Source organism: Micromonospora echinofusca (assembly GCF_017614955.1).
Taxonomy (GTDB): Bacteria; Actinomycetota; Actinomycetes; order Mycobacteriales; family Micromonosporaceae; genus Micromonospora; species Micromonospora echinofusca_A.
This window is the reverse complement of record NZ_WVUH01000008.1, coordinates 1-20,577: the sequence shown is the minus strand read 5'-3', so window position 1 is coordinate 20,577 and position 20,577 is coordinate 1. Positions and strand designations below refer to the sequence as shown.

The 20,577-nt window shown below is 70.8% G+C and carries 17 protein-coding genes; 15 read left to right on the top strand and 2 right to left on the bottom strand.

The window, feature by feature from the left end:
• The first annotated feature begins 22 nt into the window (after positions 1 to 22).
• From argG to GSF22_RS02385, 13 genes are all read left to right on the top strand, one after another.
• Positions 23 to 1,474: an argininosuccinate synthase gene (gene argG, locus GSF22_RS02445; protein ID WP_208811054.1), complete on the top strand. Its 1,452-nt coding sequence runs from the start codon at positions 23 to 25 to the stop codon at positions 1,472 to 1,474.
• A 74-nt stretch (positions 1,475 to 1,548) separates the two neighbouring features.
• The gene (locus tag GSF22_RS02440) at positions 1,549 to 3,294 is read left to right on the top strand and encodes a PucR family transcriptional regulator (RefSeq protein WP_208811053.1); all 1,746 of its coding nucleotides are present in this window, start codon (positions 1,549 to 1,551) and stop codon (positions 3,292 to 3,294) included.
• Between the two features lie 91 nt (positions 3,295 to 3,385).
• Positions 3,386 to 4,303, top strand: a complete 918-nt coding sequence (locus tag GSF22_RS02435) for an LPXTG cell wall anchor domain-containing protein (RefSeq protein WP_208811052.1) — start codon at positions 3,386 to 3,388, stop codon at positions 4,301 to 4,303.
• Between the two features lie 259 nt (positions 4,304 to 4,562).
• Positions 4,563 to 5,765, top strand: coding sequence for a dipeptidase (locus tag GSF22_RS02430; protein WP_208811051.1), 1,203 nt, complete (start codon positions 4,563 to 4,565; stop codon positions 5,763 to 5,765).
• The gene (locus GSF22_RS02425) at positions 5,762 to 7,402 is read left to right on the top strand and encodes an ABC transporter substrate-binding protein (protein ID WP_208811050.1); all 1,641 of its coding nucleotides are present in this window, start codon (positions 5,762 to 5,764) and stop codon (positions 7,400 to 7,402) included. The genes GSF22_RS02430 and GSF22_RS02425 overlap by 4 nt, the downstream gene beginning before the upstream one ends.
• A 28-nt stretch (positions 7,403 to 7,430) precedes the next feature.
• Complete coding sequence (locus GSF22_RS02420) at positions 7,431 to 8,384, top strand: ABC transporter permease (RefSeq protein WP_208811049.1); 954 nt, start codon at positions 7,431 to 7,433, stop codon at positions 8,382 to 8,384.
• Positions 8,385 to 8,439: 55 nt separating this feature from the next.
• Positions 8,440 to 9,315: an ABC transporter permease gene (locus tag GSF22_RS02415; RefSeq protein WP_307803681.1), complete on the top strand. Its 876-nt coding sequence runs from the start codon at positions 8,440 to 8,442 to the stop codon at positions 9,313 to 9,315.
• Between the two features lies 1 nt (position 9,316).
• Positions 9,317 to 10,492 carry a M24 family metallopeptidase gene (locus GSF22_RS02410; protein WP_208811048.1) on the top strand — a complete coding sequence of 392 codons (1,176 nt, stop codon included), beginning with the start codon at positions 9,317 to 9,319 and terminating at the stop codon, positions 10,490 to 10,492.
• Complete coding sequence (locus tag GSF22_RS02405; RefSeq protein ID WP_208811047.1) at positions 10,489 to 11,322, top strand: alpha/beta fold hydrolase; 834 nt, start codon at positions 10,489 to 10,491, stop codon at positions 11,320 to 11,322. Before GSF22_RS02410 ends, GSF22_RS02405 begins: the two co-directional genes overlap by 4 nt.
• Positions 11,322 to 12,308 (top strand): ABC transporter ATP-binding protein, encoded by a 987-nt coding sequence (locus GSF22_RS02400; RefSeq protein ID WP_208811046.1) that lies wholly within the window; start codon positions 11,322 to 11,324, stop codon positions 12,306 to 12,308. Before GSF22_RS02405 ends, GSF22_RS02400 begins: the two co-directional genes overlap by 1 nt.
• Complete coding sequence (locus tag GSF22_RS02395; RefSeq protein ID WP_208811045.1) at positions 12,292 to 13,281, top strand: ABC transporter ATP-binding protein; 990 nt, start codon at positions 12,292 to 12,294, stop codon at positions 13,279 to 13,281. Before GSF22_RS02400 ends, GSF22_RS02395 begins: the two co-directional genes overlap by 17 nt.
• 30 nt (positions 13,282 to 13,311) lie before the next feature.
• Positions 13,312 to 14,514, top strand: a complete 1,203-nt coding sequence (locus GSF22_RS02390; RefSeq protein WP_208811044.1) for a dipeptidase — start codon at positions 13,312 to 13,314, stop codon at positions 14,512 to 14,514.
• 88 nt (positions 14,515 to 14,602) lie between these two features.
• Positions 14,603 to 15,334: a GntR family transcriptional regulator gene (locus tag GSF22_RS02385; protein ID WP_208811043.1), complete on the top strand. Its 732-nt coding sequence runs from the start codon at positions 14,603 to 14,605 to the stop codon at positions 15,332 to 15,334.
• A 56-nt stretch (positions 15,335 to 15,390) separates the two neighbouring features.
• Here the strand turns inward: GSF22_RS02385 and GSF22_RS02380 are convergent, their stop codons facing one another.
• Positions 15,391 to 16,740: a hypothetical protein gene (locus tag GSF22_RS02380; RefSeq protein ID WP_208811042.1), complete on the bottom strand. Its 1,350-nt coding sequence runs from the start codon at positions 16,738 to 16,740 to the stop codon at positions 15,391 to 15,393.
• Positions 16,741 to 16,788: 48 nt separating this feature from the next.
• On the opposite strand from GSF22_RS02380, the gene murD reads away from it, so the two are divergent.
• The gene (murD, locus tag GSF22_RS02375) at positions 16,789 to 18,153 is read left to right on the top strand and encodes a UDP-N-acetylmuramoyl-L-alanine--D-glutamate ligase (RefSeq protein WP_208811041.1); all 1,365 of its coding nucleotides are present in this window, start codon (positions 16,789 to 16,791) and stop codon (positions 18,151 to 18,153) included.
• A 64-nt stretch (positions 18,154 to 18,217) separates the two neighbouring features.
• Here murD and GSF22_RS02370 read toward each other — a convergent pair whose 3' ends face one another.
• Entirely contained in the window at positions 18,218 to 19,252 is a 1,035-nt protein-coding gene (locus GSF22_RS02370) for a hypothetical protein (RefSeq protein ID WP_208811040.1), read from the bottom strand.
• A 314-nt stretch (positions 19,253 to 19,566) separates the two neighbouring features.
• Between GSF22_RS02370 and GSF22_RS02365 the strand changes: the two genes are divergently transcribed.
• A partial coding sequence (locus GSF22_RS02365) for an aspartate aminotransferase family protein (protein ID WP_208811039.1) occupies positions 19,567 to 20,577 on the top strand: 1,011 nt, incomplete at its 3' end.

Below are 20,577 nucleotides of genomic sequence, written 5' to 3'. Positions count from 1 at the left end.
GGGCTGATGCATAATCTTCCTTGTGTCCAAGGTTCTCACCTCCCTGCCCATCGGCGAACGTGTCGGCATCGCCTTCTCCGGCGGCCTCGACACCTCGGTGGCGGTCGCGTGGATGCGCGACAAGGGCGCCATCCCCTGCGCCTACACCGCCGACATCGGCCAGTACGACGAGCCCGACATCGCGTCGGTGCCCGGTCGTGCGCTCAGCTACGGCGCCGAGGTCGCCCGCCTGGTCGACTGCCGCGCCGCCCTGGTCGAGGAGGGCCTGGCGGCGCTGACCTGCGGGGCCTTCCACATCCGCTCGGGCGGTCGGGCGTACTTCAACACCACCCCGCTGGGCCGGGCGGTGACCGGGACCCTGCTGGTCCGGGCGATGATCTCCGACGACGTCCAGATCTGGGGCGACGGCTCGACCTTCAAGGGCAACGACATCGAGCGGTTCTACCGGTACGGCCTGCTGGCCAATCCGCAGCTGCGGATCTACAAGCCGTGGCTGGACACCGACTTCGTCACCGAACTGGGTGGGCGTAAGGAGATGTCGGAGTGGCTGCTCGAACGCGGCCTGCCGTACCGGGACAGCACGGAGAAGGCGTACTCCACCGACGCCAACATCTGGGGCGCCACGCACGAGGCGAAGACCCTCGAACACCTCGACACCGGCATCGAGACGGTCAACCCGATCATGGGAGTCCGGTTCTGGGACCCGTCGGTGGAGATCCTGACCGAGGACGTCACGATCGGCTTCGACCAGGGTCGTCCGGTGACGATCAACGGCAAGGAGTTCGGCAGCCCGGTCGACCTGGTGCTGGAGGCCAACGCCATCGGCGGCCGGCACGGCCTGGGCATGTCGGACCAGATCGAAAACCGGATCATCGAGGCCAAGAGCCGGGGCATCTACGAGGCGCCCGGCATGGCGCTGCTGCATGCCGCGTACGAACGGCTGGTCAACGCCATCCACAACGAGGACACCCTGGCGAATTACCACAACGAGGGTCGCCGCCTCGGACGGCTGATGTACGAGGGGCGCTGGCTGGACCCGCAGGCGTTGATGCTGCGCGAGTCGTTGCAGCGCTGGGTCGGCACGGCGGTCACCGGCGAGGTGACGTTGCGGCTCCGCCGGGGCGAGGACTACTCGATCCTGGACACCACCGGCCCGGCGTTCAGCTACCACCCGGACAAGCTGTCGATGGAGCGTACCGAGGACTCGGCGTTCGGCCCGGCGGACCGGATCGGCCAGCTCACCATGCGCAACCTGGACATCGCCGACTCGCGGGCCAAGCTGGAGCAGTACGCCACCCTCGGCATGGTCGGCGGCCCGGCCCCGCAGCGGATGGTCGGCGCCGCGCAGGCTGCCTCCACCGGCCTGATCGGGGCGATGCCGCAGGGCGGTGCGGAGGCCATCGCCTCCCGGGGCGTCCCCTCCGCCGAGGACGAGGCACTCGACCGCGCCGCGATGGAGTTCGGCGTCGACTGAGCGACGCAGCGGTGGAGGATCGGTAGAGCTCAGCCCTGACGGCCGGTACGACCATCGGGGTAACCGAGGGTAGCGTGTCGCCCGTGTTCCCTACCGTGCGTGAGGTCCTCGCCCTCGACCCGGTCCGGCACGGCGTTCCCCGGCTGGTCGCCGGGGAGAACGGGCTGGACCGGCCGGTGCGCTGGGTGCACGTGGCCGAGGTACCGGACATCGCCACCCTGCTCGGCGGGGGCGAGCTGGTCCTGACCACCGGGATCGGCCTGCCCGCCGACGACGCCGGCCTGCGCGCCTTCATCGGCGACCTGGCCGACGTCGGCGTCTCCGGTCTGCTCGTCGAGCTGGGCCGACGGTACGCCGGCAGTGTGCCCCGGGTGATGGCCGCCGCCGCCCAGCGCCGTGGCCTGCCCCTGGTCGAGTTACGCCGGGACACCCCGTTCGTCCGGATCACCGAAGCGGTGCACGCGCTGATCGTGGACGCACAGCTCACCGAACTGCGCGCCACCGAGGAGATCCACCAGCGGTTCACCGACCTGTCGGTGGAGGGGGCCGGGCCCGGGGACGTGGTCCGGCAGGCCGCCGAACTGTCCGGCTGCCCGGTGGTGCTGGAGAACCTGTCCCGGCAGGTCCTCGCGTACGACCCGGCGGGGGAGAGCGCCGAACTGCTGCTCGGCGGCTGGGAACAGCACTCGCGGCGGATCCAGCCGGCCGGGCGGACCGCGTACGACCCGGACAGCGGCTGGCTGGTCACCATGGTGGGCGCCCGGGGGCAGGACTGGGGCCGACTGCTGCTGCGCTGGCCCGGTGGGGAACTCGCCGCGCCGCCCGGGTCGCCTCCGACCCGGCTGACCATCCTGGTCGAGCGGGCCGCCTCCACCCTGGCGCTGGGGCGGCTGATCCAGCGGGACGCCGAGGGCCTGGAGCGGCAGATCCACCGTACCCTGCTGACCGCGCTGCTCGACCACTCCCAACCGGTCGACGAGGTGGCGCTGCGCGCCCGCGCGCTGGGCGTGGTGCTGGAACGGCGGCACCTGGTCGGGGTGATGATCCGGTACCGGGCCGACGAGACCGGCGGCGAAGGCGGCCCGGAGGTGGCCCAGTCCCGGTTGCGGGACCTGGCCGAGGCGGTCGGGAATGCGCTGCGCGAGACGAAACTGACCGCGTTGACCAGCGCCGTCGACGAGCAGGCGGTCGGTGCCCTGCTCGCGTTGACCGACCCGGCCGCCGAGGACCGGGCGCTCACCGCGTTCGCCGCCGCGTTGCGCCGGGTACGCCTCGACGGCACGACCGCAGGCGCCGCGACCGGCGCCCCCGGAGCTGCCGGTGCGGTCGGCGGCGGTCCGGCCGGCGGTACCGGTGGACCGGGCAGCCCCGGCGCGGTCATCGTCGCGGCCGGCTCCGGGGTGGGTACCCTCCGGGAGGCACGCCGGTCGCTGATCGAGGCCCGGCAGATCGCCGACGCCGCCCGTCGGGACCGCCGGGAACTGCCGGTGTTCCGGCTGCCCCACGTCGGCCTCGCCGGGCTGCTGCACCTGCTGCGGGACGAGCCCCGGTTGCAGACCTTCGTCGAGCGGGAACTGGGCCCGCTGCTGGCGTACGACGCCCGGCACCCACGGGAACAGCTGCTCGGCACCCTGCGGGCGTACCTGGAACAGGGGCGCAACAAGTCGGCGGCGGCTGCGGCGGCGCACCTGTCCCGGCCGGCGTTCTACGAGCGGCTGGCCCGGATCGGCCGGATCCTCAACGTCGACCTGGACTCGGTGCCGGCCTGTCTGTCGCTGCACGTCGCGCTGCTCGCCCTCGACGCCGTGCGGGACGTCTGACGGGGCCTCCGCAGGGTGAATACCGTCCGCCATGCACCTGAAAACAGGGGTATGAGGCATCAAATGGACGATTCGCCCATATTGTGCCACCATGGCAAGATTTTTGAAGATCAACAATGCTGTCCGGGGCGGATGGACCCGTACCCGGGCGCTGTGGGCGGCCGGTGTGGCCTGCGTCGGGGTGGGTCTCCTGGTGGCCGTTCCGGTCGTCGTGCAGGCGGACATTCCTGCGGGGTCCACGATCCGGGTCGTCGTCCCGACCAACGGCGCGTGCGCACCGGAGAACATCGTGTCGCACACGCTTCCCACTGACGAGATCACGTACGAGGCGCCCAACTTCATCATCACCCGGATACCCGACACGGCCATCCCGACCGGTACGGCGGTGCAGTTCGGCGTGATCGTCGACACCCCGATCAGCGGTTGCGCCATGCAGCAGCCGGTCACCATCACCGTCGACGGGGTGCCCGTGGAACCCTTCGAGAACAACATCTCTCCCGGTGGCGCCACGTTGACCGTCACCTTCCGGGCCCCGGCCACGCCGCCGACCGCGAGTCCGACGGTGCAGCCGACGGTGACTCCCACGGTCACGCCGACGGTGACGCCGACCGTGCAGCCGACGGTGACGCCGACCGTGACTCCCACGGTCACGCCGACGGTGACGCCGACCGTGACTCCCACGGTCACGCCGACGGTGACGCCGACCGTGCAGCCGACGGTGACGCCGACCGTGACTCCCACGGTCACGCCGACCGTGTCGCCGACCGTGCAGCCGACGGTGACGCCGACCGTGACTCCCACGGTCACGCCGACCGTGACGCCGACGGGGAAGCCCACCTGGAAGCCCACGGGGAAGCCGACCGGCAAGCCTGATCCGACGGCGCTGCCCAAGACCGGTGCGTCGTCCGGACCGCTCGTCGGCGTCGGGCTCGGCATGGTCGGGGTGGGCACGCTGCTCGTGGCCGCCATGTGGTGGACCCGGCGACGGGAGTACCGGTCCCGAGGGTAGTGAGGCGTCCCTCTCGCCCGGTGGCGAACGATGGGCCTGACCCGGCTACGGGTCAGGCCCATCGTCTTTTTCCGGCTCCTGGAGGTTCCGCTGCGGCGGCCTCGTCGCGGATCTGCCATCAGGGCTTTGACCTGCGGTTATGAAAAGTAACGGTCAGGTAACGGCTCTTCCCAACGCGTTTACGGCTCACATACCGTCCCAGGAGGCAGGAGGTCAGACCTCCATCCTCATGCCTCTCATCTGACGAGGTGAACCGTCTGTGCAGGAACCCGCCCCCCGGTACGCCGGGTACCAATCGTTCGACTACCTGGAACCACGGGTCGACTACAAGGTTTTCGACCTCGCCCCGCAGCTCGGCCGGGTGCCCGAGCACGACCTCGGGCTGACCGAGACGCAGCGGCAGCGGGTGACCCGGCTGCTGACCGAGTACACCGCGATCTCGTTGCACGAGCACCCCAAGATCCTCCCGGCGGACGTCACCCAGCTACGTGACTACAACCGGACCGGCCGCAACTCCTTCGGGTTCGAAGGGCTGGCCCGCTCCGGCCTGACCGCCGTGTTCGACAACTTCATGAACGGCACCGGCTGCGTCACCAGCGAGCACGCCTGGAAGTGGGACGACGTCATCTACGACATCGGTCTCCGCTTCGCGGATGTGGCCAAGCAGGACTACGTGGTCGTGGCCACCACCCTGGCGGAGATCCACGCGGCCAAGCGGGACGGCCGGCTCGCCCTGGTCGCCGGCCTCGAGGCGGCGACCATGATCGAGAACGAGCTGGACCGGATCGACATCCTGTACGGCTTCGGCGTCCGTCAGATGGGCATCGCGTACAGCCAGGCGAACATGCTCGGCTCCGGTCTGTCGGAGCACTGTGACGGTGGGTTGACGCACTTCGGTCGGCGTGCGGTGGACCGGATGAACAAGTTGGGCATCGCGATCGACGTGTCGCACTCGGGGGACCGGACCTCGTTGGAGGTGGTCGAGGCGTCGCGGGTGCCGGTGTTCATCACGCACGCGGGGGCCCGGTCGGTGTGGGATACGCCGCGGATGAAGCCGGACGAGGTGATCCGGGCGTGTGCCGAGCGGGGTGGGGTGATCGGGATCGAGGCGGCCCCGCACACCACGTTGTCCGAGGCGCATCCGCACCACTCGATCGAGTCGGTGATGGACCACTTCGTCTACTGCGTCGACCTGGTCGGCATCGACCACGTCGCCTTCGGCCCGGACACCAACTTCGGTGACCACGTCGGCCTGCACGACAGCTTCACCCAGCACCTGGCCATCAGCAACGCCCATGGCGCGGTCGAGCACCCCCGGGTGCCGTACGTCTCCGGCATGGAGAACCCGGCCGAGTGTTTCAGCAACATCGTCGGCTGGCTGGTCCGGCACGACTACTCCGACGACGAGATCGCCAAGGTCATCGGCGGCAACATCATTCGCGTACTTCAGGAGGTCTGGTGAGCAAGTTCCTCAGCCGCCGGCCGGGTCGGTGGCGGTCCGCCGTCGCCCTCGGCGCGGTGGCCGTTCTCGGCCTGTCCGGTTGCAGCCTCAACGAGGGCACCGGCTCGTCGTCCGGTGGTGACTCGGGGGACGGCGCGGTCCTGCGGATCGGCACCACCACGGACGTGTCCAACTTCAACCCGTTGCAGTCGCTGAGCAAGACCGACTCCTGGATCCTCAACGCGATGTACCCGCACCTGCTGCGGATCGACGAGAACGCCAAGAAGGCACCGGAACTGGCCAAGGAGTACCGCTACGAGGACGGTGGCCGGACCGCGGTGTTCACGCTGCGGGACGACTTCACCTGGACCGACGGCAAGCCCGTGGTCGCCGAGGACGTCAAGTTCAGCGCTGAGACGATCATGAAGTACAAGCTGGGCAACGTCGCGGCCAAGCTGACCTGGGTGGAATCGATCGAGGCGCCGGACGCCACCACGGTCAAGTTCCGGCTGTCCCAGCCGTACGCGCCGTTCGCCGAAGGCGTCGGCTTCTGGATGTCCATCGTGCCCAAGCACGTATTCGAGAAGGCCGGCGACCTGTCGAAGTTCCCGAACGACTCCAACTGGGTCGGGGCCGGGCCGTTCGTGCTGGAGACGGCGACCAAGGGCCAGCGCTACGTCATGAAGCGCAACGACAGGTACCCGCTCGCCCCGGGTGGCAAGCCGGCGGTCAGCCAGGTCGAGTACCGGATCTACCCCGACGTCAACACGATGATGCTGGCGCTGCGCAACGGCGACATCGACCTCATGGGTACCCCGGTGCCGGCGTCGGCGACGAAGACCTTCGACAACGACGAGAAGATCAAGTTGCAGAAGGTCGGGGCGCTCGGCTTCGCCCACCTGACCTACAACATGAACAACAAGCACCTGGCCCGCCAGGAGGTCCGGCAGGCGCTGTCCATGTCGGTGGACACCAAGGCGGTCATCTCCTCGGTGCTCCAGGGCGGCGGACGGCAGATGGCCGGCCCGATCTCGCCGATCTTCTCGGACTACGACAACACCGACCTCCAGCCGTACCCGTTCGACCCGGCCGGGGCGAAGGCGAAGCTGGCGTCGGCGGGCTTCAAGGACGGCAACGGTGACGGGCTGTTCGACGACCTCACCTTCGGGGTGGCCTGCGACCAGTCGAACGCGAACATCACCCGGGTCGTGCAGTTGTTCCGGGAGAGCGCGGCCAAGGCCGGGATCAGCCTGGAGAACCAGTGCGTGGAGCGGAACACGTTCCTGTCCCGGACCAAGAGCGGCGAGTACGACATCGACGCCTCGCAGTGGGGTGTGTTCGACAACCCGATGGACCAGCTGCGCAGCACCTACCTGTCCAGCAACCCGGGTGGCATCAACTACAACCTGCTGAAGTCCGAGGAGATGGACAAGTTGATCACCGACGCGGCGGCCACCACCGACGCGGCGGCGTTCAAGGACAAGATCAAGAACATCGACCGCGTCGTGCACGAGCAGGCGTACCTGACCCCGCTGTACGTGGAGGACTTCCAGTTCGCCTACAACGCCAGCCGATTCACCGGGTTCGTGGCGTCCCCGTCGGACCTGCTCGGCATGGTCACCGCGTACTCGCTGGCCCAGGTCAAGCCGGTCGGCTGACCAGAGACAGGAAGGGAGGGGGTTCCCCGTGGCACGCTTCGTGCTCAGCCGGCTGCTGAAGGCCGTACTGACCATCTGGATCGCGATCACCGCGACGTTCTTCCTGCTCCGGCTGCTGCCGGGGGACCCCACGACCCTGATGGTCGAGGGGGACATGACCCCCGAGATGCAGGCCGCGCTGCTCAGGACGTACGGCCTCGACCGGCCGCTGTGGGAGCAGTACGTGTCCTACCTGCGGGAGCTGTTCCAGGGCAACTTCGGCATCTCGTTCCGGCAGATCCAGCCGGTCACCGACATCCTGCTCGACCGGCTGCCCTGGACCCTGCTGCTCGCCGGTACGGCCTTCCTGGTCACCATCGCCGTCGGCATCCCGATCGGGGTGTACGCGGCGGTGCACCGGGGCCGGTGGGCGGACCGGGTGCTCCAGGCTCTGGGCATCGGTGGGCACGCGCTCTTCGTGCCCAGCGTGGCGATGCTGCTGCTGGTGTACCTCGGTGCCCGGCTCGGCTGGTTCCCGATCGGTGGTGCGATCGACCCGGACACCCGGGGCGCGGCGGCCAACCTGAGTCTCGCGCACCACCTGGTGCTGCCCGTGCTGTCGCTGGTGCTGGTGCAGCTCGGCCCGTATGCGCTGACGCTGCGGACCAACATGATCGAGGTGCTCGGTGAGGACTACATCCGGGCCGCCCGGGCCCGTGGCCTGTCCGCCAGCCGGCGGGTCTGGAAGCACGGTCTGCGTAACGCGATCCTGCCGGCGCTGACGCTGATGGGTCTGCAACTGGGCACCCTGGTCGGCGGCGCCGTGCTCACCGAGACCGTCTTCGCCTACCCCGGTGTCGGCCGGCTGATCTACGAGGCGGTCGGGCAACGCGACTATCCCGTACTGCAAGGAGCCTTCATCATGCTCGCCGTCACCGTCGTGATCGCGAACTCCCTGACCGACCTGCTCTACGCCGTGCTCAACCCCAGGATCCGGCTGTGAGCGCGGTGGGAGCGGCGCAGTGGAGCCGCGCAGCCGCGAACGTGAGGTGGGGACAGTGAGCGCACCCGTCCTGACCGAGCAGACCGCGCCGGTGGTGTCCGCCGCCCGGCCGGTCTGGCGGGACTACCTGCGTCAGCCGTCCGCGTGGCTGTCGGTGACGGTGCTCGGGCTGATGGTGCTGCTGGCGGTCGGTGCGCCGCTGATCGCCGTCGAGCCGGGCGGTACCGGCCCGGACGTTCTGCAACCACCGTCCGGCCGGCACTGGTTCGGTACCGACGACCTCGGGCAGGACATTTTCGCGCAGGTCGTCTGGGGTACCCGGACCAGCCTGGTGATCGGCGTCGCCGCCTCGTTGATCGCGCTCGTGCTCGGTACGGCGATCGGACTGCTGTCGGCGTACTTCCGGCCGGTCGACGCGGTGGGCACGGTGATCACCGACGTGATGCTGGCCCTGCCCACCCTGCCGCTGATGATCATGTTGGCGGCGGTGGTCAACCCGAGCGTGTGGACACTGACCGTGATCATCGGCGTCTTCGCCTGGCCCGAGGTGGCCCGGTTGATCCGGTCGCAGGGACTGGTGGTGACCGCGATGCCGTACATCGACGGGGCCCGGGTCCTCGGCGCGACCGCCTGGCGGATCGTGACCCGGGAGATCCTGCCGGCGGTGATCTCCCTGATGGTGGTCAGCGTGCTGCTGACCGCGTCCCGGGCGGTGATCTCCGAGGCCGGGCTGAGCTTCCTCGGTCTGGGTGACCCCGATGCCTGGTCGTGGGGGCGGATCCTGCTCAACGCCCAGCGCAGCGGCGTGGTGGCCATCGCCTGGTGGCAGACACTCTTCCCGTCGCTGGCCATTCTCGTCCTGGTACTCGCGGCGACGGTGGCCGGCATGCGGTTCAACGACATCCGCGACCCGCGCCGGAACGGAGGCTGACGTGCGCCTGCCCGACACCTTCTACACCACCGTCCGTGCCCGACTGAACGAGGCGCTGGCCGAGCAGGAACTGGACGGCTTCCTGGCGACCGCACCGGCGGACGTCGCCTTCCTGTCCGGCTTCTTCTACATCGCCACCGAACGGCCGGTCTACCTCTGGATGCCCCGGCAGGGTGACCCGCTGCTGGTGATCCCCCGGCTCGACGAGGAGTACGCCGCCCAGCAGGGCGTCCGGATCTCCACGGTCAGCTACTTCGAGTACCCCGGGGTGGTCAGCGCCGAGGAGACGCTGGCCCTGGCGTTGAGCGGCCGGCGTACCCGCCGGATCGGGGTCAGTGCCGGAATCAGCGTCGGTACCCTGGAGAAACTCTCCCGGGCCGTCGGCGGTACGCGTCTGGTGACCACCGACGCGGTGGCCCGGCTCCGGCTGTGCAAGTTCCCGGAGGAGATCCCGCTGCACGAGGCGGCGGCCCGGATCTGCGACGAGATGCTCGCCGCCGGCCGGGACCTGATCGCCGAGGCCCTCGCCGCCGGCACCGCGCTGCCCCGCGAGGACGAGATCGCCCGACACGTCATCGGTTACGGCACCGACCGGATGTACGCCGAGTACGACCTGGTCGTCTACACCACCAAACTGGCCGGCGGTCTGGTCTACGCCGGCCCCAACTCGGCGTTGCCGCACGGCCTGCCCACCCGGCGGCGGATCCAGCCGGGCGACACGCTGATCCTCTCCCTCGGCGCGGCCGTCGCCAGCCGGTTCGTGGAGAGCGAACGGACCTTCGTCGTCGGTGAGCCGACCGCCGAGCAGCAGCGGTACCACGAGGCGGACCGGGAGGCGCAGCAGGTCGGTACCGAGGCGATGGTCGTCGGCCGGACCTGCGCCGAGGTCAACCGGACCTGTCTGGACGTGTTGCGCGGGCACGGACTGGGCGACTACATCCGGCACCGGCAGGGGCACGGGATCGGGCTACAGAACCACGAACCGCCCTGGGTGGAGGACGGCGACGACACCGTGCTCGCCCCGGGGATGCTCCTGTCCAGTGAGCCCGGTGTCTACGTGCCCGGTCACGCCGGCTACCGGATCTCCGACACCGTCCTGGTCACGGCGGACGGTCCGCGCCGGTTGACCGGCTTCCCGCGCGATCTCGAGTCCACCATCATCGAGGGGGTCCGATGAAGATCAACGGCGCCGAGCTGGTCGTCGAGGCGTTCGGTCCGGAGGACGGGCCGGCGATGATCGTCCACCACGGCGCGCCCGGCCTCGGCTCGCGCAACGAGCCGAAGCGGTCCTTCGGACCGTTCGCCGACCGGATGCGGGTCATCGTCTTCGACGCCCGGGGCTCGGGGGAGTCCAGCGACGACGGGCCGTTCACCCACGAACAGTGGGTGGCCGACGTCGACGCCATCCGGGAGCACTTCGGCTACGAGAAGGTCGTCATGGCCGGTGGCTCGTACGGCGGTTTCATCGCGCTGGAGTACGCCATCGCCCACCCGGACCGGGTCTCCGCGTTGATCCTGCGGGACACCGCAGCGGACACCGCGCACGACCACCTCGCCGTCGAGCGGGCCCGCAGCACCGACCGTTCGGTGATCCCGGAGTGGGTCATCGACCGGATCGGCACCGGCCGGTTCGAGAGCGACGACCAGCTGCGGGAGTACTGGCGGGCCATCCTGCCGCTCTACGACCACCAGCACGACCCGGCGAAGGACGAGGCGAAGCTGGCCGCCACCCGGTTCCACTACCGGACCCACAACGCGGCCTTCGGGCAGAACATGCCCCGCTACGACCTCAAGCCGAAGCTACCGTCGATCACCTGCCCGACCCTGGTCACCGTGGGTCGGCACGACTGGCGGACCCCGGTGGCCGCGTCCGAGGTGATCGTCGAGCTGGTACCGGACGCCCGTCTGGTGGTGTTCGAGCACTCCGGACACTCGCCGCAGTTGGAGGAGCCGGAGCGGTTCCAGCAGGTGGTCCGGCAGTTCCTCGACGAGGTCGGGGTCCGCTGATGGACGCCCTGCTGGAGGTGACCGACCTCAAGGTGTCCTTCCCCGGGCCGGCCGGCCGGGTGAACGCGGTCAACGGCGTGTCGCTGTCCCTGGAACCGGGCCGGACGCTCGCCCTGCTCGGCGAGAGCGGATCGGGCAAGAGCGTCACCGCCCAGGCGGTGATGGGCATCCTGGACGTCCCGCCCGCCGAGGTCACCGGGTCGGTCCGGTTGCGGGGGCGGGAGCTTCTGACCCTGCCGCCGAAGCAGCGGGACCGGGTCAGCGGCGAGGAGATCGGCATGGTGTTCCAGGACGCCATGGCGGCGCTCAACCCGGTCTTCACCGTCGGCGACCAGCTCACCGAACTGCTCCGGGTCCGGCGCGGGATGTCCCGGTCGGACGCCCGCCGCCGCGCGGTGGAACTGATCGACCGGGTACACATCCCGGCCGCCCGGGACCGGGTGCGCGACTACCCGCACCAGTTCTCCGGCGGGATGCGGCAACGCGTCATGATCGCCCTGGCCGTCGCGCTGGAACCGGCCGTCCTCATCGCCGACGAGCCCACCACCGCGCTCGACGTCACCGTGCAGGCGCAGGTGATGGAGCTGATCGCGGAGATCCAGCGGGACAGCGGCATGGCCCTGCTGCTGATCACCCACGATCTGGGGGTGGTCGCCGAGGTCGCCGACGACGTGGCGGTCATGTACGCGGGCCGGTTGGTCGAGCGGGGCACCGTCGAGCAGATCTTCGACGGCCCGGCGCACCCGTACACCGAGGGACTGCTCGCCTCCATGCCCCGGGTCGACCGGCGCGACGAGCAGCTCTACGCGATCCCGGGTGCGCCGCCCAACCCGGCCCGGCTGCCGACCGGTTGTCCGTTCCATCTGCGCTGCCACCGGGTCACCGACGAGTGCCGGACCGACCTGCCGGTACTCGAACCGCTGCCCGCCGGCCGGGCCAGCGCCTGCCACCACCGTACGGAGGTGCTACGTGCCACCCAGCGATGACGTCGTCCTGCGGGTCGACAACCTCGTCAAGCACTTCCCGGTCAAGGGGCGGGTACCGTTGCGGCCGGCCGGCGTGGTCCGGGCCGTTGACGGGATCTCCTTCGAGCTGCGCCGCGGTGAGACCCTCGGCGTGGTCGGGGAGTCCGGCTGCGGCAAGAGCACGCTGGCCCGGATGCTGGTCGGGTTGGAACGCCCGACCTCCGGTGCGGTGCGGTTCGGCGACGCGGTGGTGCACGACGCCCGGGGCCGCCGGCTGCGGGCGCTGCGCCGACGGATCCAGATCGTCCTCCAGGACCCGTACACCTCCCTGAACCCGCGTCGCACCATCCGCGAGATCCTGCTCCAGCCGTTCGAGATCCACCCGGACGTACTGCCCCGGGCGCGGCGGCTGGACCGGGTCCGGGAACTGCTCGACCTGGTCGGACTCGACGCCAACCTCCATCTGGACCGGTACCCGCACCAGTTCTCCGGTGGGCAGCGGCAACGGATCGGGATCGCCCGGGCCCTCGCCCTGCAACCGGACGTGGTGGTCTGCGACGAACCGGTCTCCGCGCTCGACGTCTCCGTGCAGGCCCAGGTGGTGAACCTGTTGGAGCGGCTCCAGCGGGACCTGGGCGTCGCGTACGTCTTCATCGCCCACGACCTGTCGGTCGTCCGGCACATCTCGGACCGGGTGGCGGTGATGTACCTGGGCAAACTCGTGGAGTCCGGACCGGGTACCCCGCTGTACGACCAGCCACGCCACCCGTACACCCGGGCGTTGCTCTCGGCGGTACCGGTACCCGAACCGGCGGCGCGGACCAACCGGCAGCGGATCCTGCTCGCCGGTGACCCGCCCAGCCCGGTGAACCCGCCGTCGGGTTGCCGGTTCCGGACCCGCTGCTGGCAGGCCACCGAGATCTGCGCGACCACCGAACCGCCGCTGGCCGGTGCCGGACATCCGGTCGCCTGTCACCACCCGCTGGCCGCCTAGCCGGCGGCACCGTCCACCAAGGAGAAAGTCTTGTTGCAGAATCCCGCACCGGGGTACCAGGGCCACAAGTCCTACTCGTACCTGGAGCCGCACGTCGACTACACCGTGTTCGACCTGGCGCCGGAGATCGGGCGGGTGCCCGAGCACGACCTCGGGCTGACCGACGCGCAGCGGCAGCGGGTGACCCGGCTGCTCGCCGACCACGTGGCGATCTCGTTGCACGAGCACCCGGTGGTGCTGCCGGCGGACGTCACCCAGCTCCGCGCGTACAACCGCACGGCCCGGCAACGGACCGGCTACGAGGGGCTGGCCCGCTCCGGCCTGACCGCCGTGTTCGACAACTTCATGGCCGGTGCCTCCTGCGTGACCAGCGAGAACGGCTGGAAGTGGAACGACCTGATCTATGCCGTCGGGATGCGGCTCAGTGACGTCTACCAGCAGGACTACGTCTTCCTGGCGACCTCGGTCGCGGACATCCACGCGGCCAAACGGGACGGCCGGCTCGCCCTGGTCGCCGGCCTGGAGTGCAGCAGCCCGATCGAGAACGAGCTGGACCGGATCGACATCCTGTACGGCTTCGGCGTCCGCCAGCTCGGTATCGCGTACAGCCAGGCGAACATGCTCGGTGGTGGGCTGTCCGAGCGGGTCGACGGTGGGTTGACGCACTTCGGTCGGCGTGCGGTGGACCGGATGAACAAGTTGGGCATCGCGATCGACGTGTCGCACTCGGGGGACCGGACCTCGTTGGAGGTGGTCGAGGCGTCGCGGGTGCCGGTGTTCATCACGCACGCGGGGGCCCGGTCGGTGTGGGACACGCCGCGGATGAAGCCGGACGAGGTGATCCGGGCGTGTGCCGAGCGGGGTGGGGTGATCGGGATCGAGGCGGCCCCGCACACCACGCTCTCCGAGGCGCATCCGCACCACTCGATCGAGTCGGTGATGGACCACTTCGTCTACTGCGTCGACCTGGTCGGCATCGACCACGTCACGTTCGGCCCGGACACCATGTTCGGCGACCACGTCGGCGTGCACAACACCTACGCCGGCAACTACGCCCACGACACGGGGAACCGGCCGGAACACCCCCGGGTGCCGTACGTCTCCGGCGTGGAGAACCCGGGTGAGGCGTTCGGCAACATCGTCGGCTGGCTGGTCCGGCACGACTACTCCGACGACGAGATCGCCAAGGTCATCGGCGGCAACACCCTGCGGGTCCTGGAGCAGGTCTGGTGACCGCCCGGCCGGGACTGCCGGCGCTGCGGCGCTAACTACTACACTCCCTACGCCGCGGGCGGCGGTGCGGAGCGAGAGGTGAGGTGGGATGGCTCGGCGGGAGACCGCGCTCCAGGCGGCTCAGGGGCGGCTGATGGAGCTGATCGGCACGCAGTTCCAGCCCGGCGACAAGCTCCCCAACGAGCGGGAACTGGCGGACCTGCTGGAGGTCAGCCGGGCCACCGTCCGGGAGGTGCTGGGCCAGCTCGCGGGCGAGGGCGTGGTGAAACGGACCTGGGGGATCGGCACGTTCGTGAACGAGCCGGAGGGGCGGGTGGTGCCGGTCTCCGTGGGTGACGTGACGGCCCTGCGGGACCGGATCACCGCCTCCGGGCACCGTCCCGACCTCCAGGACGCCACGGTCAGCCGGGTGGCCTGCCCGGGCGACTGTGCGCAGGTGCTCGGGCTGGCCGCCGGTGCCCCGGTGTGGCGGATCGACCGGCTCTTCACCGTCGACGGGGTACCTGCGGTCTGGCTCCGCGACCACCTGCCCCTCAGCGTCTCCGGGCGCGACCTCGACCCGTCCGGTCTGGTGAGTATCGACCTGGACCTGTTCGAGTTCCTTGCCGGGGCGACCGGTACGGCGGTACGGCGGGCCGAGATCGAGTTCTCCGCGGTGCTCGCCGACGAGCTGTTGACCGAACGCCTCGGCGTACCGGGCGGACACCCCCTGATAAGCGCCACCCAGATCGGCTACGGCACCGGGGACACCGCCCTGTTCCACGGTCACATCACGGTCCGGACCGACGTGCTCACCCTGCGGATCGTCCGGGGCGGCTGACCGGAGACGCGGCGCGGTACCGGCCCGGAGCCGCCCCGGCCGGGTGGGCGGCGCTGCTACTGGAGAGCGGCGAGCAGCTTGGCGTACGCGGGCGGGACGAAGTGCGGGCCGCCCGGCGTGAACACGTCCGAGTTGCGGGCCGTCGACCAGGCGGTCTCCGGTACGTCGGCGACCAGCGCCTGCACCACCGGCGCGTGCCGCCACTGCTCCTGCTCGGCGAGCAGGCCCAGCGCCACCACCGACTCCTCCACCTCGCCGACGCACTCGAACGGCTTGTGCCCGCCGATCCCCAGCAACTCCAGGTAGCCCGGCACCTGCGTCGGGTCGGCCAGCAGGTCGGTACCGAAGATGTGCACCAGCCGCTCGCGGGACATGAACGGCGCCATGGCCAGGAAGACGAACCGGCACTTCGGGCAGTTGCCGCACCAGCGGGCACTCGCGTCCCGCAGCTTGAAGGCCGCGTTGCAACTGGTTACCACGTCGTCGTACCGGTCGATGGCGGCGAAGAGCCGGGCGATGTGCAGCTCCGACAGGGAACGCAGCAGCGAGAAGTACGGCTCGGTCAGCCCGGCGTGCCCGGCCAGCGCGGCCCGCAGCAACCCCTCCGCCTCGACACCCTTGGACCACTGGTGGTTGATCTCGTGCCCGTGCCAGACCAGGTTCGGGTCGGAGGCGGACCGCTCGTTGGACATCACCACCGGGCCGAGGCCGTGCAGCACGGCGGTGGCCACCGCGATCAGCGAGTTGATCGCCGTCACCGGGATGTGCCCGTTGCGCGCCCCGGCGGCGTTCAGGTCGAACAGCGCCGGATCGATCCGCCGCCGGGCGGCCAGCGGGGTCAGCCCGGAGGCGTCGTTGACCGCCACGATCACGTGGTTCGGGTTGACCGAGAAGGGCACCGGGTCCAGTCCGGCCCGGCGCAGCGCCTCCAGCGTGACGATGGAGTCCTTGCCGCCACCGACCGCCGACAACGGCCGCCGTTCCGAGGTGTCCACCGGCAGCGCCGGATCGACCGTACCGGCCGGGACCTCCGGCACCAGCTCCAGCACGTACGGCAGGTCGTTGCGGTACGCGTACTCGGCCAGCCCCTTGGTGTAGACGGCGGTGACCAGCGCGGCGGCGGCCGCACCCAGCGGCGCCGGCAGCACCAGCCGGCGCGGCGCGGCGGCCTTGTAGTAGCTCACCCCCGCCACGACGTGCAGCAGCTCCAGCACCCGGTTCAGTGTGGTCACCGTGGCGTCCGACGGCGGCGCGTCCGGCAGCGGGAACGTCACCACCTCGGTGAACCGCACCTCCCCGTCCGGCCCGGTGAGAGCGTAGTCGAACAACGCCTCGCCGGTGGCCAGATCGATCGAGTACGACGGGAACGTGAACGCGGTCATCTGGGCGAGCTGTCCGTTAAGCACAGGCCATACTATTCCGGGTCCGCCCGCCGGAAAGTGAGGAGATCAGTCGTGCGCCTGTCTGACCTGCGCGGACGTTCCGTGGCCGTCTGGGGTACCGGACGGGAGGGCCGGGCGGCGGTGACCGCGATCGCCGCACACGGTCCGGCCGACCTGGTGGCCGTGGACGACAGCGCGAACTTCCTCGCCCTGCCCTGGGAGGGGCCACTCGCCGAGGCCGCGCCGCTGGTCACCGGCGAGGCGGGGTACGCCCGGCTGGCCGCCGCCGACGTGGTGGTCCGCTCGCCCGGGGTGCCGCAGACCCACCCGTGGCTGGTGGAGCTGCGCCGGCACGGGGCGACCGTCACGCAGGGCACCGCGCTCTGGATGGCCGACCACGCCGCGCGGACCGTCGGGGTGACCGGCAGCAAGGGCAAGAGCACCACGTCCAGCCTGATCAGCCACCTGCTCACCGCGGTCGACCGGCCGAACGTCTTCGGCGGCAACATCGGGGTGCCGTTGCTCGACCTGCCCGACGCCGAGCGGTACGTGCTGGAACTGTCCAGCTACCAGTGCAGCGACCTGACCGACTCGCCCCGGGTCGCGGTGGTCACCTCGCTCTTCCCGGAGCACCTGGACGCGCACGGCGGGGAGCGGGAGTACTACCGGGACAAGCTCAACCTGCTCGCCCACGCCCCGGAGACCATCGTGGTCAACGGCACCGACCCCCGGCTCGCCGCCGAGTTGGCCGACCGCGCCGACCGGATCGACCGGCCGGTGGTCCGCGCCGGGCTGCCGGACGGTTTCCACGTCGCGGCGGGAGCCGACGGCACGGCCTGGCTGCACGCCGCCGACCGGCCGCTGTTCCCGCGCACCGCGCTGGGCCTGGTCGGCCGGCACAACGAGAGCAACCTCTGCGTGGCGCTCGCGGTGCTCGACGCGCTCGGCGTGGACTGTTTCGCCGAACGGGAGACCCTCGCCGACGCGGTCGCCGCGTTCCGGGGCCTGCCGCACCGGCTCACCGAGATCGCCGACCCGTCCGGGCTGACCTTCGTCGACGACACCCTCTCCACCAGCCCCTACTCGGCGGTGCACGCGATCGACGCGTACGACGGCCGGCCGCTGACCGTGATCGTCGGCGGCACCGACCGGGGGCTGGACTACACCCCGCTACGGGAGGCGCTGGCCACCCGGGAGATCACCGTGATCGGTATCCCGGACAGCGGGCCCCGGATCGTCGAGGCGCTGGCCGACCTGCCCCGGGTCCGTACCGGGCTGGTCGACGACCTGGTCGCGGCGGTCCGGCAGGCCCGCAAGCTCACCCCGGCCGGCGGGGTGGTCCTGCTCTCCCCGGCCGCCCCGAGCTACGGCCGGTTCCGCAACTTCGAGCACCGCTCCGAGGTCTTCGCCCAGGCCGTCGCCGACACCCAGGAGTAAGGAAGGGCCCCTGCTTAACGCTTTCGGTAGAGGAAGGGCCCCTTCCTAACAGCTGTGAACAGGATCAACCGGACAGGGCGGCGTGCAGGTGGCGCATCGACCGGATCGCCGAGCGGATCTCCTGGAGGTAGCGCCCGGGAGTGAGGGTCGGCTCGGGCAGCGCCCGCAGCGCCGGCAGTGCCGGGTCGACGCCGACGGTGTCCACCCCGCAGCCGTACGGCAGTGCGAGCACCCGTAGCGCGTCGCAGTGCTGGAACGGTACGTAGATCGGCGCGGTGACCATCAGTACCCGGTCACCGGGGCCGAGGCTGACGTGTTCCGCCCAGAACCGCTGGGTGTCCGCCGTGTGGGCCCGGCGTACCGCCGGCTCGCTGGACGGGGCGGCGAGCACCCGGACCGGCGGCCCGCCGGCTGGCCGGTACGTCCGGGTCGACCAGGCCCGGTGCGGATGGTCGCCGTCCCCGCCGGTCTCCTCGGCCGGTGCGGGTACCCCGAAAGCGGCCCGGACCGCCGCGTCGAGCGCGTCGACCTCGGTGGTGCAGCCGGTGATCCCGGCGTCGGTCAGCATCCGGGTCTCGAGTGCGGACAGCGGCCGGAAGCTGCCCAGCGCGGCCACCTCCCCGGTCACCGTCGTCCCCCGGGCCACCAGGTGGGCGGCGTACGCGGTGCGCCGGAGGCAGGCGTGCGCGAGTCCACCGAGGACGACCAGGTGGGTGTACCGGTCGACCGGGGGCGGTACCGGCTCGACCAGCCCCAGCGTCCGGGCCGCGTCGAGGACCAGCGTGACGGTCTCCGGGTCGAGGACCGGTTCGTCGGCGTCGGGGCGTTCCCGGCCGTGCCGGAAGTCCCAGTGCCGGGCGGAGAACGCGTCCAGCGCGGCGAGCAGCGCGTCCAGCCGGGTCGCTGGGGTGGTCGCGGCGGGCAGCGCGTCCAGCCGGACGGGCAGTGGCAAGGCCCCGCCGTCCGGCCGGTCGCCACCGAACCGGGCGACCAGGGCGCGCAGTGCGGGGGAGGTCACCCAGTCCTGGAGGCCGGCCAGGACGGCCGCCGGCGCCGCACCGGCCTGCCCGGTCGGTAACGGTACGTCACGTGTCGGCACTGCCGGATGGTACCGACCGGATCCCGCTTCGCCCCGCCCTGTCCGGGCCCGGGTGGCACGCCCTGTCCCGCCCTGTCCGGGTCCGGGGTGGCACGCCCTGTCCCCGCTGTCGGCTGCGGAATCAGTCGCCGGGCGGCCTGCCGGCTGTCGGAAACACCTGTGGGACCAGGTTGACGCCGGGAAATCCGCGCCGGATGCTTGACGTAGTGTCAGGCCACCCCCGGCGCTGGGCGACACCCTGGCAGTTGTCCGTCGCCCACCCGTGGTGAAAACGTGCGAGGGTCCGCGTACGCCGGTGAAGAGCGAGGAACACGATGACCGACGACGACCTGCTGGCCCGGCACCGGGCCGTGCTGCCGTCCTGGATGCCGCTCTACTACAACGAGCCGATCGAGATAGTCGCCGGCTCCGGCCGCCGGGTCACCGACGCCGCCGGCCGCAGCTACCTGGACTTCTTCGGCGGGGTACTGACCAACATGCTCGGCTACGACATCGCCGAGGTACGCGAGGCGGTGGAGCGGCAACTGGCCACCGGGGTGGTGCACACCTCGACGCTGTACCTGATCCGGCAGCAGGTCGAGCTGGCCGAGAAGATCGCCCAGCGGTCCGGCATCCCGGACGCCCGGGTCTTCTTCACCAACTCGGGTACCGAGGCGAACGAGGCCGCCCTGCTGGTCGCCACCAACTACCGCCGCTCCCACCAGATCCTGGCCGTGCGGAACAGCTACCACGGCCGGTCGTACGCGACCATGGGCATCACCGGCAACCGGACCTGGTCGGCCAGCTCGCTCAACCCGCTCCAGGTGGCCTGGCTGCACTCCGGGGACCGGCTGCGGGGCCTGCTGTCCCGGCTCGACGCCGACGACCGGCTCGACGCGGCGGTGGAGGACCTGCGGGAGGTGCTGGCCACCCAGACCGTCGGGGAGGTGGCCTGCCTGATCGCCGAGCCGATCCAGGGTGTCGGGGGTTTCGTGCAACCGCCGGACGGGCTCTTCGCCGGCTGGAAGAAGGTTCTCGACGAGAGCGGCATCCTGCTCGTCTCCGACGAGGTGCAGACCGGCTGGGGGCGGACCGGCGAGCACTTCTGGGGCTACCAGGCGCACGGGGTCACCCCGGATCTGCTCACCTTCGCGAAGGGCATCGGCAACGGGTTCGCGCTGGGCGGCGTGGTCGGCCGGGCCGAGGTGCTCGACGCGGTACGCGGGATCAGCTTCTCCACCTTCGGCGGCAACCCCCTGGCCACGGCCGCCGGCAACGCCGTACTCGACTATCTGCTCGACCACGACCTGCAGGCGAACGCGGCCCGGACCGGCGCGATCCTGTAC

Bases quoted from the DNA above. Each gene is read 5' to 3' on its own strand.
- GSF22_RS02400 (WP_208811046.1), top strand. From the start codon at position 11,322: ATGGACGCCCTGCTGGAGGTGACCGACCTCAAGGTGTCCTTCCCCGGG.
- GSF22_RS02385 (WP_208811043.1), top strand. From the start codon at position 14,603: ATGGCTCGGCGGGAGACCGCGCTCCAGGCGGCTCAGGGGCGGCTGATG.
- GSF22_RS02435 (WP_208811052.1), top strand. From the start codon at position 3,386: ATGGCAAGATTTTTGAAGATCAACAATGCTGTCCGGGGCGGATGGACC.
- GSF22_RS02405 (WP_208811047.1), top strand. From the start codon at position 10,489: ATGAAGATCAACGGCGCCGAGCTGGTCGTCGAGGCGTTCGGTCCGGAG.